A 14262-nucleotide genomic window follows, 5' to 3' on the forward strand; every position below is an offset into this window, starting at 1 on the left:
GACAAGCTTGCCGAACTTTTGAGAGCATAGCTCATTGTTACCTATACTCACAATGAACAAGGTCCTGTTATTGTTCCCTCATGGACTCCCCCGACTCCGACGGCCTGCTGGCCGAGCAACTGCTGCGGCTGACGCGCAGGCTCCACCGCATCCAGAGCCGCCAGCTGGAGCCGATCGGCATCACGCCCGCGCAGTTCCGGCTGCTGCGCACCGTCGCGCAGTACGACGCCGCACCCCGGATGGCGGATCTCGCCCAGCGCCTGGACGTCGTGCCGCGCGCCGTGACCACCGTGGTCGACGCCCTGGAGGCGAGCGGCCGGGTGCGGCGGGCCCCGGATCCGGACAGCCGCCGGGTGGTGCGCATCGAGATCACCGATGAGGGGCACGCCACGCTCCGGTCCCTGCGCAGCGCGCGCCGGGCCGCCGCGGAGGAGATCCTGGCTCCACTGACCGCCGATCAGCGCGAAGTGCTCGGCGGACTGCTGTCCGCCCTGGTCGACGGAATGCCGGAAAGGCATTGCTGACATGCTGAAACCGAACGGGCGCGGGGCACCGCGCCGAGCCGCTTGAGGGGACCTGACATGCCGTTGCTGGAGCCGAACCCGGAATCCCTTCGTCCCGGTACGGTGCGTGAGCCCTCGCCCGACCGGGTGCCCGACCGGAACGCGCAGGGCACCCCGGAGCCACTGCGCTCCGATCTGACCGCGCTGCTCGGCGCCGACAAGGTGCTGTGGAAGGTCTCCGACCTCGTGCGGTACGCCTCCGACGCCAGCCCCTACCGGTTCCTTCCCCAGGTCGTCGTCGTCCCCGAGGACATCGACGACATCTCGGCGATCCTGTCGTACGCGCACGGCAAGAGCCGCGACGTCGTCTTCCGGGCGGCCGGCACCAGCCTGAACGGGCAGGCGCAGGGCGAGGACATCCTCGTCGACGTACGGCACCACTGGACGGGGATCGAGGTCCTGGACGACGGGGCGCGGGCCCGGATCCGGCCGGGGACCACCGTGATGCGGGCCAATGCCACGCTGGCCCGGCACGGGCGCCTGCTCGGCCCCGACCCGGCGAGCGCCATCGCCTGCACCGTCGGCGGTGTCGTCGCCAACAACGCCTCCGGCATGACGGCCGGGACGACCCGCAACTCGTACCGCACCGTCTCCTCGCTCACCTTCGTCCTGCCGAGCGGCACGGTCGTCGACACGGCCGATCCCGAGGCCGACGCGACGCTGGCGCACGCCGAGCCGGACCTGTGCGCAGGACTGCTGGCGCTGAAGGCGGAGATCGAGGCGGACGACGCGCTCACCGCCCGGATCCGCGCCAAGTACGAGATCAAGAACACCAATGGCTACCGCCTCGACGCGTTCCTCGACGGCTCGACGCCCGTGGAGATCCTGCGCGGGCTGATGGTCGGATCCGAGGGCACGTTCGGCTTCATCTCCGAGGTCGTCTTCGACACCCTTCCGCTGGACCGCAGGATCTCCTCGGCGCTGCTCTTCTTCCCGTCGCTGACCGCCGCCGCGGCAGCGGTTCCGCGCTTCAACGACGCGGGCGCCATCGCGGTGGAGCTGATGGACGGCAATACGCTGCGCGCCTCGGTCAGCGTCCAGGGCGTTCCCGCGGACTGGGCGGCCCTGCCGAAGGAGACCGCGGCGCTGCTGGTGGAGTTCCGTGCCCCCGACGAAGCCGGTCAGCAGGAGTACGAGCGGGTGGCGGACGCGGTCGTCGCGGGTCTCGACCTGGTCGCGCCGGCCGCCTCCGTCACCAATGAGTTCACCCGGGACACCAAGGCCATCTCCGGCTACTGGAAGGCGCGCAAAGCCTTCGTCACCGCGGTCGGCGGCTCCCGTCCCTCGGGCACGACACTGATCACGGAGGACTTCGCGGTCCCGCCGTCCCGGCTCGCCGACGCCTGCGAGGCCCTGCTCGGGCTCCAGGCGGAGCACGGCTTCGACGCCGCCGTCGCGGGCCACGCGGCACACGGCAACCTGCACTTCCTGCTCGCCTTCGACGCCGCGCTGCCCTCCGACGTCGAGCGGTACGCCGCGTTCATGGAGGACTTCTGCACCCTCGTCGTGGAGCGTTTCGACGGGTCGCTGAAGGCGGAACACGCCACCGGCCGCAATATCGCCCCCTTCCTGGAGCTGGAGTGGGGGCCGAAGGCGACGGAGCTGATGTGGCGCACGAAGCAGATCATCGACCCCGACGGGGTCCTGGCTCCCCGCATCGTCCTCGACCGCGACCCCCGGGCCCATCTGCGTGGCCTGAAGACGATCCCGAAGGTGGAGGCGGTCGCCGACCCGTGCATCGAGTGCGGCTTCTGCGAGCCCACCTGCCCCAGCCAGGATCTGACCACCACACCGCGCCAGCGGATCGTGCTGCGCCGCGAGATGATGCGGCAGCCGGACAGCTCCCCGGTGGAGACCGCGCTGCTCGACTCGTACGGGTACGACGCCGTGGACACCTGCGCCGGCGACTCCACCTGCAAGCTGGCGTGCCCGGTCGGCATCGACACCGGCGCGATGATGAAGGACTTCCGCCACCGTCGGCACTCGCCGCGCGAGGAGCGCGTCGCCGCCCTCACCGCGAAGAACTTCAAGTCCGTCGAGGTCTCGGCACGGCTCGCGGTCGCGGCGGCCGACAGGATCGGTGACCGGCTGCTGGAGTCCGTGACCGGGCTGGCCCGCAAGGCCGTGCGCCCCGATCTCGTACCGGAGTGGCTGCCGGAGATCCCCGGTGCCGCCGCCCGGAAGCTGCCCCGTACGGCGCGGGTCGGTGCGAGCGCCGTGTACTACCCGGCGTGTGTGAACCGCATCTTCGCGGGCCCCGACCGGCACCGGGAGCCCTCGTTGCCCGAGGCCGTCGTGGCCGTGTCCGCCCGCGCCGGAAAGCCGGTGTGGATCCCGGAGGACGTCGCGGGGACCTGTTGCGCGACGATCTGGCACTCCAAGGGGTACGACGCGGGCAACGCCGTGATGGCCAACCGCATCGTGGAGGCGGCGTGGGGCTGGACGGCGGGCGGAAAGCTGCCGCTGGTCGTCGACGCCTCGTCGTGCACGCTCGGTATCGCCCATGAGGTGGTGCCGTATCTCACCGAGGACAACCGGGAGTTGCACCGGGAGCTGACGGTCGTCGACTCCCTGGTCTGGGCCGCCGATGAACTGCTGCCGGAGTTGACGGTGCTGCGAAGGGCCGGTTCGGCGGTCCTCCACCCGACGTGTTCGATGGAACACCTGGGCGACGTCGAGCAGTTGCGTACGCTGGCCGAGGCATGCGCGGACGAGGTGGTCATTCCGGACGATGCCGGTTGCTGCGCCTTCGCGGGCGACCGAGGCATGCTGCACAAGGAGTTGACGGATTCGGCGACCGCGAAGGAGGCCGCCGAGGTCAACAGCCGGGAGTACGACGCCTATCTGTCGGCGAACCGGATGTGCGAGATCGGGATGGACCGGGCGACCGGCCGCGAGTACTACTCGGTGCTGATGGAGCTGGAACGGGCCACCCGGCCGTCCGGCTGAGCGATCGACGGCCGCCGGGCGGGGTGGAGCCGAGGCCGGCCGCCGGGTGACCGTGGTGGGTCCCGGCATCGGGTGACGTAGCCGCGCGCCCACGCCCACCGCCTCACACCGGCACACCCCGCACGCCCGTGCCCTCACGCCGGAGCACGCCCCCGCCGTACACCGCCTCACTCCGCACGCCCGTGCACCCCGTACGCCCGTGCACGGCCGTGCACCCCGCACGCCGGTGCGCTCACGCCGGTGCGCCGCACTCTGCGGCGCACCGGCGTTCGTGCTGCGTGCACGCATCCCGTACGGCGTGACGGCCCGCCGCCGGGACGAAAGTCCATGGTTTCGGCGCGAGAGTCCAATTGCATCTCTTGCGCATCACCAGCCTCACCGTCCAGGGTCCTTACCGAGGTTCGGGCCCCGACGCACAGCCGGGGTTCCGGATCCGCACGCGCACCGTCAGAACCCCCACCCCACCTGGAGGCTCGATGAACGACGACGCACAGCACGAGAACGCTCCGCAGGAGGCGAACGGTGGCTCACCGAGCCGCCGTTCGGTGCTCTGGACCACGGCGGGAGTGGCCGGTGCCGGGCTCGTCCTCGGCGGTCCGGGCGGCGGTACCGCGTCCGCCGCGCCCGCCACCGGCTCCCGGAGCCCGGAGGCCGCCGCCGTACCCGCGCGCAAGGGCCGCACCATGGTCTCCGTACCCTTCGAGGGACGTTCCACCGTGCGGGTCGGCATCGTGGGCCTCGGCAACCGCGGCGGCAGCATGATCGATCTCTTCCTCGCCGTCCCCGGAGTGCGGGTCGTGGCCGTCTGCGACCCGGTCAGGGCCAAGGCCGAGAGAGCGTCCGCCAAGGTCACCGCCGCCGGTCAGCCGGCACCGGCCGTCTACACCAACGGTGAGGACGACTACGCGAACCTGTGCAAGCGCGGGGACATCGACTTCGTCTATGTGGCGACGCCCTGGGACTTCCACTTCGAGATGGCGAAGACCGCCATGCTCAATGGCAAGCATGTCGGTGTGGAGTGTCCGATCGCGCTGCGGCTCGACCAGCTCTGGGAGTTGGTCGACCTCTCCGAGCGCACCCGGCGGCACTGCATGCAGTTGGAGAACTGTTGTTACGGCCAGAACGAGATGCGCGTCCTGCGCATGGCGCACGCCGGTCTCTTCGGCGATCTGCTGCACGGCGCGGGCGCGTACAACCACGATCTGCGCGGCCTGATGTTCGACCCCGACTACTACGAGGGGCCCTGGCGCCGGCTCTGGCACACCAGGCTGCGGGGCGACCTGTACCCCAACCACGGGTTCGGGCCGGTCTCCAACTACATGGACATCAACCGCGGGGACCGCGCCGTGAGCATCACCAGCGTCGGTTCGCCCGCGCTCGGCCTTGCCGCGTACCGCAAGGAGCACATGCCGGCCGGTGACCCCAGCTGGAAGGAGACCTATATCGAGAGCGACCGGACGATCAGTCTCGTCCAGACCGCCAAGGGCCGGGTCATCCGGCTGGAGCACGACGTGTCGACGCCGCACCCGTACTCGCGCATCAACAGCCTCGGCGGCACGAAGGGCGTCTTCGAGGACTACCCGGCCCGTATCTACATCGAGCCCGACCACACCGACGACGAGTGGGCGGACTTCTCCAAGTACGCCGAATGGGACCACTGGCTGTGGAAGGAGCACGCCAATCCGCCCGGTGGCCACGGCGGTATGGACTACATGATGGTGTTCCGGCTGATGCAGTGCATGAGGCTCGGGCTCGTTCCCGACTTCGATGTCTACGACGCGGCGACCTGGACGGCACCCGTACCGCTCAGTCATCTGTCCATCAAGGCCAAGGGCGCCCCGCAGCAGATTCCGGACTTCACCCGCGGTGAGTGGAAGAAGGCCCGTTCCGGCATGGACTCGGAGAACCCGGAGGCGTGACGGCCCGGGGGTTCCGCGCCGGCGCGCGTGGGACCCCCACCCGCACGCTCAGACCTTGAGGGTGGCCCGGTCACCCATGACGACGACCGGGTGCTGGCGCGGATCGAGGGTCCGCAGCAGCACCCGCATGGCGGACTTCGGCACGCTCACGCACGCCGATGTGCCGCTGCCGTGGTCCATGTGAAGCCAGATACTGCCGCCCTTCGTCCGTCCCCGCGGGCGCGTCGGCTCGTTGGGCGGGGTGCCCTTGAGACGGTTGTAGTCGATGGCGATGACGTAGTCGAAGTCGTGCCAGTGGCTCTTGGACCAGTAGTGGGGCGCCTGGAAGGAGGCCGACTCCGCGTACGGCAGGAGGGCGCCGGGATCCGGCAGGACCCCGCCCGCGTCGCTGAGCGTGAAGACACCGACCGGGCTGCGCTTGTCGTTCTCGCGGTGGTCGGTGGTCCAGCCCTTCTTGCCGTTGTGGGCGGCCCATCGGCCCGATGTCTCCCAGCCGGCGCCGTCCTTCGTGTAGAGCACGACGGTGGCGTCCGGGGAGTCCTTGCCCGCGCCGTACACCGCGACCACCTGGCGAGAGGTCTTCGGGATCTTCGACCGCAACCGGTCACCGACGCCCGGTACGCGCTCGGGAGCCGTGGCCCGCGCCTTCCCGTGGCCGGTGTCGCGGTGACTCGTGCCGCCCTGCGGCGCACCGCAGGAGGTCAGGGGTATCAACAGCGCGCCGCAGACTCCTGCGGCGACCGCCATGCGCACTGCGCGTTGCCTCGGCATCCGCCCATGGTCGCACCCCCACCTGCCGGGTCGGAGACCGGCCGGACTCCACTCCCCCGGCCGAGGACACCAGGCCGTCACCGCCACCGCTGCCACTGCTGTCGCTGCTCTCCCTGCACTGCTGCCAGTGCTGCCACCGTCGCCGCGGGAACGGCCGAAGTCCACCGCGCGGAAAACCTGTTGCCCCGGACGGGGGCGGGAAGCGAACCTTGCACGGTTTGGTCCCCCCACCTGCACATCGGGATCCACCACTGATCTCCGCCCTTCCGAGCCCTGGGACGTCATGCAGATTCGCGATCTTCCGTACGCAGATCCCGGCGATCCCGATGTCCGTTCAGGCCCACGTTTCCTGTTCTGGCTCGGGCGCAATCAGCTCGCCGGGCAGCTGAAGGCCCTCTCCTGGGGGCTGCTTCACCAGCTGGCGATCGCCGGACTCCCGCTCGCCGTGGGTGTCACCGTCCAAGCCGTCATCGACCGTTCCGGCGGGCGGCTCGCGCTGTCCGGTGGGCTGATCGTGGTGCTCGGCGTACTCATCGCGGTCGGCGACACCATGCTCCACCGGACCGCGGTCACCAACTGGATCACCGCGGCCGCCCGGGTCCAGCAACTGCTGGCCCGCAAGACCGCCGAACTCGGCTCCGCGCTGACCCGGCGGGTCGCCGCGGGCGAGGTCGTCGCCGTCTCCACCGGCGACGTGGAGAAGATCGGCTGGTTCGTCGAGGCGATCTCCCGGTTCGCCTCCGCCGCCGCCGCCCTGGTGCTGATCTGCGTCGGGCTCGTCCTCTATCTGCCCTCCCTCGGCGTCCTGGTGGCGATCGCCATGCCCGTGCTGGCACTGGCCGTACTGCCCCTGCTCCCCCGCGCCACCCGGCGGGCCGACTTCCAGCGCGAGAAGGCGGGCAGGGCGACCGAGCTGGCCTCCGACACGGTCGCCGGTCTGCGGGTACTGCGCGGCATCGGCGGCGAGGAGCTGTTCCTCGGCCGCTACCGGCGTGCCTCCCAGGAGGTCCGCAAGGCCGCCGTGCGCAGCGCCCGCATGTGGTCGCTGATCTCGGCGATCCAGGTCCTGCTGCCGGGTGTTCTGCTGATCTCACTGGTCTGGTACGGGGCGACACTGGCCCGGGACGGGAAGATCGACGTCGGCCAACTGGTCACGGTGTACAGCGCGGCGACGCTGATGCTGTTCCCGCTGCGGCACTTCGAGGAGATCGCGATGGCGTACTCCTTCTCACGGCCCTCCGCCCAGCGCGCGGTACGGGTGCTGTCGCTGCACCGCAGCGCGCGGACCGCCACGATCGACGGCACGGCGCCGTCGGGCGATCTGTACGACCCCGCCACCGGGCTGATGGCCCCCCAGGGTCTCTTCACGGCCGTGGTCTGCGGCGATCCGGACGAGGCGGGCCGGCTGGCCGAGCGGCTCGGCGGGCACGCCCAGACCGAGGAGACCGACGAGGGGGACGGGGCCGCCGCGACGGCTCCTTCGGTGCTGCTCGGTGGCGTACCGCTGGACGAACTGCCGCTGGACTCGGCGCGGGCCGCCGTACTGGTGCAGGACAAGGACCCGGTGCTGCTCTCCGGGACGCTCCGGGAGCTGCTCGACGTTCCGTCGTCCGGCCAGGTGGCCGCCGAGGACGCGCTGGAGGCGGCCCAGTGCGGCGATGTGCTGGACGCGCTGGCCCAGGCGTCGCTCGACACGGACGGCGATCCGATGAGGACCCGGATCACCGAGCGGGGCCGGTCGCTCTCCGGTGGCCAGCGCCAGCGGCTCGCACTGGCCCGTTCCCTGGTCACGGACCCGGAGGCACTGGTGCTCGACGAGCCGACGTCCGCCGTCGACTCGCACACGGAGGCGAGGGTCGCGGCGGGCATCAAGCGGCTGCGCCAGGGGCGCACGACGGTCGCGTTCGCCTCGTCACCGCTGCTGCTCGACCTGGCCGACCGGGTGGTCCTGATCCACGGGGGAACCGTCGTGGCCGTCGGCAGCCACCGCGAACTGCTGGGCGCCGAACCGCACTACCGAGCGGTCGTCACCCGCGAGACCGACGACGAAGCCGCGGCATCGGCCGCACCCGAGGGGATCGCCGGCATCGAAGCGATCAACGCGATCGAGGAAATCGAGGAGAGGGCATGATCGGCGTCGCACCACCGGCGTACGACCCGGACGCCCCGGAGTCGGCGACGACCCTGCCGGTCGGTACACCGGCGACCGTACGGGCCTACGTACGCGACCTGCTGCGGCGCCACCGCACACCGTTCACCGTGCTCATCTCGGTGAACGCGGTGGCGGTGATCGCGTCGATCGTCGGTCCGTATCTGCTGGGCGGACTGGTCGAGGACCTGTCGAACGGGGTGACCGACCTCCATCTGGAGCGCACCGCCGCGGTGTTCGCGCTCGCGCTGGTCGTCCAGACGCTGTTCACCCGGACCATGCGGCTGCGCAGCGCGATGCTCGGTGAGGAGATGCTGGCCGATCTGCGCGAGGACTTCCTCGTACGCTCGGTCGGGCTGCCGCCGGGTGTCCTGGAGCGGGCCGGTACGGGTGATCTGCTCTCCCGCATCACCACGGACATCGACCGGCTGGCCAACGCGATGCGCGAGGCAGTGCCGCAGCTCGCGATCGGGGTGGTGTGGGCCGGGCTGCTGCTCGGCGCGCTGACCGTGACCGCTCCGCCGCTGGCGCTGGCCGTGCTGGTCGCCCTGCCGGTGCTCGTCGTGGGCTGCCGCTGGTACTTCCGGCGTGCCCCGTCCGCGTACCGCTCGGAGGCCGCCGGATACGCGGCGGTCGCCGCGATGCTCGCCGAGACCGTGGATGCCGGGCGGACCGTGGAGGCGCACCGGCTGGGGGCCCGGCGGGTGGCGCTCTCGGACGGGCGGATCAAGGAGTGGACGGCCTGGGAGCGGTACACCCTGTTCCTGCGCTCGGTGCTGTTCCCCGTCATCAACGCCACGTACGTGACGATTCTCGGTGCCGTGCTGATGCTCGGCGGCTGGTTCGTCATCGAGGGCTGGATCACCGTCGGGCAGCTGACGACGGGGGCGCTGCTGGCCCAGATGATGGTCGACCCGATCGGGCTGATCCTGCGCTGGTACGACGAGCTCCAGGTGGCCCAGGTGTCACTGGCCCGGCTGGTCGGTGTGCGGGAGATCGAGCCGGACGCGGGCGACGCCGGGGTCGGTCCCGACGGCCGTGAGGTACGGGCCGACGAGGTGCGCTTCGGGTACCGGGCCGGGGTCGACGTGCTCCACGAGGTGACACTCGACGTCGCCCCGGGCACCCGCCTCGCTCTGGTGGGCCCCTCGGGTGCGGGCAAGTCCACGCTCGGGCGGCTGCTGGCGGGGATCTACGCGCCGAGGACCGGTGAGGTGACACTCGGCGGTGCCGAGCTGTCCCGGATGACGGCGGAGCGGGTGCGTGAGCACGTGGCCCTGGTCAACCAGGAGCACCATGTCTTCGTCGGCTCGCTCCGCGACAACCTGCTGCTCGCCCGGGACGGCGCGGGCGACACGGAGCTGTGGGCCTCGCTGGCCGCGGTCGACGCGGACGGGTGGGCGAAGGCGCTGGAGAAGGGTCTGGACACGGAGGTCGGTTCGGGCGGTCTGGCGCTCACCCCGGCGCAGGCGCAGCAGATCGCGCTCGCCAGGCTGGTGCTCGCGGATCCGCACACGCTCGTGCTGGACGAGGCGACCTCGCTCCTGGACCCGAGGGCGGCCCGCCATCTGGAACGTTCGCTGGCCCGGGTGCTGGACGGGCGTACGGTCGTGGCGATCGCGCACCGGCTGCACACCGCGCACGACGCGGATGTGATCGCGGTGGTGGAGAACGGGCGGATCAGTGAGCTGGGCAGCCATGACGACCTGGTGGCGGCGGACGGCGCGTACGCGGCGCTGTGGCGCTCCTGGCACGGCTGAGCCACACGGGTCACCCCTGGGGCGGATCGGCCGCGGCCACCGCCCCGGGGCTGCCCGGCGCCGGGAGGCGAATTCAGCGGTGCCCGGTGAGGATGAGGTGACCGTCCCGGAATACGGGGCAGGCGAGCTCAGGACCGCGTAAGCCCGAGAAGGGACGCACACCGTGGCACCACCCAGGATTCTCGTCGTCGGCGCCGGCTTCGCCGGTATCGAATGCGTACGCCGTCTGGAGCGTCGGCTGGCCCCCGGGGAAGCCGAGATCACGCTCGTCACCCCGTTCTCCTATCAGCTGTACCTGCCGCTGCTGCCCCAGGTCGCCGCCGGGGTGCTCACTCCGCAGTCGGTCGCCGTTTCGCTGCGGCGCAGCAGCCGGCACCGCACCCGGATCGTCCCCGGCGGGGCCATCGGTGTGGACACGGCGGCGAAGGTCTGTGTGATCCGCAAGATCACCGACGAGATCGTGAACGAGCCGTACGACTACATCGTGCTCGCCGCGGGCAGCGTCACCCGGACGTTCGACATCCCCGGTCTGCTGGACAACGCCCGGGGCATGAAGACGCTCGCCGAGGCCGCCTACATCCGCGACCATGTCATCGCCCAGCTCGATCTGGCGGACGCCAGCCAGGACGAGGAGGAGCGGGCCTCCCGGCTGCGGTTCGTCGTGGTCGGCGGAGGCTACGCGGGCACGGAGACCGCGGCCTGTCTCCAGCGGCTCACCACGAGCGCCGTCAAGCGCTACCCGCGGCTGGATCCGAAGCTGATCAAGTGGCATCTGATCGACATCGCTCCCAAGCTCATGCCGGAGCTCGGCGACAAGCTGGGGCTGAGCGCTCTGGAGGTGCTGCGCAAGCGCGGTATCGAAGTGTCGCTGGGGGTCTCGATCGCCGAAGCCGGACCGGAACAGGTGACGTTCACCGACGGCCGGGTGCTGCCCTGCCGCACGCTGATCTGGACGGCCGGGGTGGCGGCCAGCCCGCTGGTCGCCACGCTCGGCGCGGAGACGGTACGCGGCCGGCTCGCCGTGACACCCGAACTGAAGCTGCCCGGCTCGGACGAGGTGTTCTCGCTCGGTGACGCAGCGGCGGTGCCGGACCTGGCCAAGGGCGACGGCGCGATCTGCCCGCCGACCGCCCAGCACGCCATGCGCCAGGGCCGTCTGCTGGCGGACAACCTCATCGCGTCGTTGCGTGGCCGCCCGCTGCGGAACTACGTCCACAAGGATCTCGGTCTGGTCGTGGACCTCGGTGGCACGGACGCGGTGTCCAAGCCGCTCGGCATCGAGCTGAAGGGGCTGCCCGCGCAGGCGGTGGCGCGCGGCTACCACTGGTCGGCACTGCGGACGAATGTGGCCAGGACCCGGGTCCTGACGAACTGGATGCTCAACGCGGTCGCCGGTGACGACTTCGTACGGACCGGATTCCAGTCCCGCAAGCCGGCCACGCTGCGGGACTTCGAGTACACGGACTCGTATCTGACGCCGGAGCAGATCAAGGAGTACACCGAGTCGGCGGTGATCCGCCACTGACGGCCGGTCCGCCCCGGCACCACCGCAGGGCCGTGTTCCGCCGCGACGGCGGGGCGCGGCCCTGTGTCAGCCCTGCCGGGACAGCACCGTTTCCAGGGTGTCCGCCTCCTGCGGCCGCTTGTCCTCGCGGTAGCGCAGCACCCGTGCGAAGCGCAGGGTCACCCCGGCCGGATAGCGGGTGGAGCGCTGGAGTCCGTCGTAGGCGATCTCCACGACCAGTTCCGGGCGCACGGTCACCACGAATCCGTCGTCTCCGGTGGCCAGCTCGCCCAGCCGCTCGGTCTGCCGGCTGAGCATCGTGTCGGTGAGTCCCTTGAAGGTCTTGCCGAGCATGGCGTACGAGCCGTCCGGCAGCCGAGCCCCCAGGTGCAGGTTGGAAAGCTTGCCGGTACGCCTGCCGTGTCCCCATTCGGCGGCCAGCACCACCAGGTCCAGGGTGTGCACGGGCTTCACCTTCAGCCACGAGGCACCGCGCCGGCCGGCGCTGTACGGCGCGCCGAGGCCCTTGACGACGACGCCCTCGTGGCCGCGTTCCAAAGTGTCGGCGAGGAAGGTGTCGGCGGCCAGCCGGGCGGCCTCGTCGTCCGGATCGGGTACCAGCGTGCGCCGTACCCGCAGCGTCTCGGGGACCAGCCGGGCCAGCGCCGCGTGCCGGGCGGTGAAGGGCAGGTCCAGGAGTGCCTCGTCGTCGACGGACAGCGCGTCGAAGAAGACGGGGACGAGGGGGACGTTCGCCGCCGCGCCGGGCACGTCACGCCGGGAGCCCACCCGGGCCGCGGTCTCCTGGAACGGGCGCGGCCTCCCGTCGTCCCCGAGCGCGATCACCTCGCCGTCGAGGATGAACCGCTCCCCCGGGAATCCGGCCACGGCGTTGACCACGTCGGGCAGCCGCTCGGTGATGTCGTCGAGGGTGCGCGTATAGGCGCGTACGCGGGAGCCGTCCCGGTGCACCTGCACCCGGATGCCGTCGAGCTTCTCCTCCACGGCGCACGGCCCGAGCCGCTCGACCGCCTCGGTGACCGAGCGTGCGGTGTGCGCCAGCATCGGCTGGACCGGGCGGCCCACGGTGAGCCGGAAGGTGGCGAGCGCGTCCGGCCCGTCCGCCAGCAGGCCCCGCGCCACGTCCTGGAGCGACCCGGCGAGCATCACGGCGCGCCGCACCTCGGCGGGCGGCGCTCCGGCGGCCCGCGCCAGGGCGTCGAGGGCGACGGCGTCGAGCGCGCCCTGGCGCACCTCGCCGGTGAGCAGTGCCCGCAGGAAGTGCTGTTCGTCGGCGGTGGCCGCGCCGAGCAGGGCGCGCAGACGCTCGCGGCGCACGGCCCGGGACCCCGTGCCGGACAGGGCGCCGAGCGCGGTGAACTCGGCGTCGACCCCGGTCACGGTGAGCGTGGGAGCGGCTGCGGGCGGCACCGGGTCGCCCAGCGTGCGCCACCCGATGCCCAGCCGCCCCTGCGGCAGGCGGCCCGCGAGGTACGGGATCACGATCGGTACGTCGTCCGGCCCGGCGTCCCGGAACAGCTCGGCCAGCAGGGCCACCTTCCGGTTCCGCCCGGACGTGGCGGCGACCTGGAGGGACACGTGGGCGAGCCGGGCGAGCAGCATGGGTTCATCGTCCTACGCCGCCGGACACACCGCCCGCGCAGAACCTGCGGCGGGCGGCGCATCGCGGACCCGGTCCGTGCGCCGTACCCCCGTACGCCGACGTCGGCCCAGGGACACCGCGCCCCCGTACGTCCCCGACGTCCCAGGGCCGCGCCCGCCCCCGTACGCCCCCGTCAGATGAAGTTGAGGGCGGCTGCCCCGCCCACTCCCCCGAGCACCATGAACGCGGGCATCAGCACCTTCAGCTCCACCCAGCTGCCCGCCCGGAAGCGCAGGGCCTTCGGCGGTCCGATCGGGTACCAGCGCTTGCGCCCCAGGGGGATCGGCCACAGGATCGGGCAGCCCGAGACGGTGAGCGCGTCGCCGATGTCATGGACGAGGGCGCCCAGCACGATGGGCAGCCCCAGCCACAGGTACTCCTGGCCCGGGGCGTCGAACAGCCAGCCGGAGCCGTTGCCCGGCTGGTCCAGGACGCCCGCCAGGATCCAGGCGCTGGTGGCGCCGAGCAGCCAAACCAGGACGTCGCTGGACATCCGGGCGGCCCGCCACAGCAGGCCCTCGACCGCGAGCACCAGGTGGACGAAGAGGATCGCCAGGACCGCCCAGCGGCCGCCGGTGATCGCGGCGACCGAGGCCCCGCCGCCGATCAGGACCGCCCACAGCCAGGTGTGGGTCAGCGTCCGGTGGCCGCCGTTCCTGCGGGGGTCACCGGGGCCCCTGGTCGCCTTGTAGACCGCGTGCGAGAGCTTGTCGACTATTTCGCACAGGCCGCGCGAGACGGGGCCGAAGGCGCGCGAGATGGTCGCGGACTTGTGGTCGAGGTCGGGGGCGAGCGCGGCGCCCGCGCAGATCAGCGCCCCGACGACCAGGACGGGCCAGGGCATCGTGTGGCCCGCGGCGGCCGCCGCCGCACCCACCCCCAGCCAGGCCGCTGCCCCTGACAGTGAGTGTGCCGGTCCCATCATGGTCGTTCCCGCCCCCAGTACGGTGGTGCGGCCATCGCCGTTGCGGCGCGGCCGAGTTG

The 14262-nt window shown here is 71.7% G+C and carries 9 protein-coding genes; 6 read left to right on the plus strand and 3 right to left on the minus strand.

Annotation, left to right across the window (positions count from 1 at the left end; genetic code table 11):
• Nucleotides 1–80 precede the first annotated feature (80 nt).
• The 3 genes from OG251_RS05240 to OG251_RS05250 all read left to right on the plus strand — a co-directional run bounded on the left by OG251_RS05240 (nt 81) and on the right by OG251_RS05250 (nt 5431).
• Nucleotides 81–524, plus strand: coding sequence for a MarR family winged helix-turn-helix transcriptional regulator (locus tag OG251_RS05240; RefSeq protein ID WP_073718830.1), 444 nt, complete (start codon nt 81–83; stop codon nt 522–524).
• Nucleotides 525–581: 57 nt separating this feature from the next.
• Nucleotides 582–3512, plus strand: a complete 2931-nt coding sequence (locus tag OG251_RS05245) for an FAD-binding and (Fe-S)-binding domain-containing protein (protein ID WP_326675990.1) — start codon at nt 582–584, stop codon at nt 3510–3512.
• Nucleotides 3513–3988: 476 nt separating this feature from the next.
• Nucleotides 3989–5431, plus strand: a complete 1443-nt coding sequence (locus OG251_RS05250; protein ID WP_326675991.1) for a Gfo/Idh/MocA family protein — start codon at nt 3989–3991, stop codon at nt 5429–5431.
• Between the two features lie 48 nt (nt 5432–5479).
• Here OG251_RS05250 and OG251_RS05255 read toward each other — a convergent pair whose 3' ends face one another.
• Nucleotides 5480–6202: a hypothetical protein gene (locus OG251_RS05255; RefSeq protein WP_399591841.1), complete on the minus strand. Its 723-nt coding sequence runs from the start codon at nt 6200–6202 to the stop codon at nt 5480–5482.
• A 283-nt stretch (nt 6203–6485) separates the two neighbouring features.
• Here OG251_RS05255 and OG251_RS05260 point away from each other — a divergent pair, with 283 nt between their 5' ends.
• The 3 genes from OG251_RS05260 (at nt 6486) to OG251_RS05270 (ending at nt 11636) form a co-directional block, all read left to right on the plus strand.
• Nucleotides 6486–8333, plus strand: a complete 1848-nt coding sequence (locus OG251_RS05260) for an ABC transporter ATP-binding protein (RefSeq protein WP_326675992.1) — start codon at nt 6486–6488, stop codon at nt 8331–8333.
• Nucleotides 8330–10111 (plus strand): ABC transporter ATP-binding protein, encoded by a 1782-nt coding sequence (locus tag OG251_RS05265; RefSeq protein ID WP_326675993.1) that lies wholly within the window; start codon nt 8330–8332, stop codon nt 10109–10111. Before OG251_RS05260 ends, OG251_RS05265 begins: the two co-directional genes overlap by 4 nt.
• A gap of 163 nt (nt 10112–10274) precedes the next feature.
• On the plus strand, nt 10275–11636 hold the full coding sequence (locus OG251_RS05270; RefSeq protein ID WP_326675994.1) for an NAD(P)/FAD-dependent oxidoreductase: 1362 nt from the start codon (nt 10275–10277) through the stop codon (nt 11634–11636).
• A gap of 66 nt (nt 11637–11702) precedes the next feature.
• Here OG251_RS05270 and OG251_RS05275 read toward each other — a convergent pair whose 3' ends face one another.
• Both OG251_RS05275 and OG251_RS05280 read right to left on the minus strand, forming a co-directional pair.
• Nucleotides 11703–13238 (minus strand): ATP-dependent DNA ligase, encoded by a 1536-nt coding sequence (locus OG251_RS05275; protein ID WP_326675996.1) that lies wholly within the window; start codon nt 13236–13238, stop codon nt 11703–11705.
• Between the two features lie 173 nt (nt 13239–13411).
• A complete protein-coding gene (locus OG251_RS05280; protein ID WP_326675998.1) occupies nt 13412–14203 on the minus strand; it encodes a metal-dependent hydrolase in 792 nt (263 codons plus the stop codon).
• Between the last annotated feature and the right edge of the window lie 59 nt (nt 14204–14262).

It is taken from the genome of Streptomyces sp. NBC_01237 (assembly GCF_035917275.1).
GTDB lineage: Bacteria > Actinomycetota > Actinomycetes > Streptomycetales > Streptomycetaceae > Streptomyces.

Bases quoted from the DNA above. Each gene is read 5' to 3' on its own strand.
- OG251_RS05255 (WP_399591841.1), bottom strand. From the start codon at position 6,202: ATGCCGAGGCAACGCGCAGTGCGCATGGCGGTCGCCGCAGGAGTCTGC.
- OG251_RS05245 (WP_326675990.1), top strand. From the start codon at position 582: ATGCCGTTGCTGGAGCCGAACCCGGAATCCCTTCGTCCCGGTACGGTG.
- OG251_RS05260 (WP_326675992.1), top strand. From the start codon at position 6,486: ATGCAGATTCGCGATCTTCCGTACGCAGATCCCGGCGATCCCGATGTC.
- OG251_RS05240 (WP_073718830.1), top strand. From the start codon at position 81: ATGGACTCCCCCGACTCCGACGGCCTGCTGGCCGAGCAACTGCTGCGG.
- OG251_RS05265 (WP_326675993.1), top strand. From the start codon at position 8,330: ATGATCGGCGTCGCACCACCGGCGTACGACCCGGACGCCCCGGAGTCG.
- OG251_RS05275 (WP_326675996.1), bottom strand. From the start codon at position 13,238: ATGCTGCTCGCCCGGCTCGCCCACGTGTCCCTCCAGGTCGCCGCCACG.
- OG251_RS05280 (WP_326675998.1), bottom strand. From the start codon at position 14,203: ATGATGGGACCGGCACACTCACTGTCAGGGGCAGCGGCCTGGCTGGGG.
- OG251_RS05250 (WP_326675991.1), top strand. From the start codon at position 3,989: ATGAACGACGACGCACAGCACGAGAACGCTCCGCAGGAGGCGAACGGT.